Annotated in this window: 2 protein-coding genes; both read left to right on the forward strand. The window is 70.1% G+C overall.

The genetic code is table 11. The features are described from left to right. On the forward strand, positions 1-770 hold a 770-nt coding region (locus AC1D15_RS33030; protein ID WP_477829392.1), incomplete at its 5' end, for a glycosyltransferase. A gap of 34 nt (positions 771-804) precedes the next feature. Continuing rightward, a partial coding sequence (locus AC1D15_RS33035; RefSeq protein WP_477829393.1) for a hypothetical protein occupies positions 805-1,241 on the forward strand: 437 nt, incomplete at its 3' end.

Below are 1,241 nucleotides of genomic sequence, written 5' to 3' on the forward strand. Positions count from 1 at the left end.
AGGCCCTGCTGTGCGCCGACCGCAATGCCGACGACCTGGAGCATGTCGCACGCTACCCCGGCATCCGCGATGCGGCGCTGTTCGTCGGCAACCGCGACGACGTCACCGAGGCCTCCTTCGGCCCGGGCCTGCCCGGCATCCGCGACTGGACCGACCGCAACTTCAGCTACTGCGGCTATGCGCTGCCCTTCGATCCGGCGGYGCTGKCCGACACCGAGCAGTTGCGGGCCCGGCACGGCTATCGCCGCGGCGAGAAGATCGCGATCGCCACCGTCGGCGGCACCGCCGTCGGCCGGCCGCTGCTGCGGCGCATCGTGCAGGCGTTCCCCCGCATGAAGCGCGAGCTGCCGGAGCTGAGGCTGATCGTCGTGGCCGGCCCCCGCCTGCCCACCGACGATTTCCCGCAGCTCGACGGGCTGGAGATCCGGCCTTACGTGCACAAGCTGTACGAGCACCTCGCGTGCTGCGACCTGGCGCTGGTGCAGGGTGGGCTGTCGACGTGCATGGAACTGGTGGCGACGCGCCGACCGTTCCTGAGCTTTCCGCTGCAGCGCCACTTCGAGCAGTGCGTGCATGTGCGCTGCCGGCTCGCCAACTACGGGGCCGATCGATCGCTCGACTACGCGACGCTCGACCCCGACACGCTGGCCGAGCGGGCGTTGGCCGCGATGCACGAGCCGGTGCGCTACCGGCCGGTGGAGATGGATGGCGCAGCGCGTGCGGCGCTGCGCATTGCGCAGGTGCTCGACAACCGCTGGTGGGCGCGCTGAGCGCGTCTGCCGGCACTTCATGGGGGGTTCAACCATGTTCGGGGTTCTCTACGGCGTTGCCGTCTACGTGTTCTTTCTGGCGACCTTCACCTATGCGATCGGCTTCGTCGGCGGCGTGGCCGTGCCGAAGGACATCGACAGCGGCAGCGCGGTGCCGCTGGCCGAGGCCTTGGTCGTCAACCTGCTGCTGCTCGGCCTGTTCGCGGTGCAGCACAGCGTGATGGCGCGCCGCGGCTTCAAGCGCTGGTGGACGCGCATCGTGCCGGAGCCGGTCGAGCGCAGCAGCTTCGTGCTCGCGGCGACGGTGGTGCTGGCGCTGCTGCTGTGGCAGTGGCGGCCGATCGCGCAGCCGGTGGTGTGGTCGGTCGCCGACCCTGCCGGGCGCTTCGCGCTGCAGGCGGTGTTCTGGCTCGGCTGGGCGATGCTGCTGATCAGCACCTGCCTGATCAACCACTTCGAGCTGTTCGGTTT

The sequence above is a fragment of the Rhizobacter sp. P2_H2 genome, from assembly GCF_056403375.1.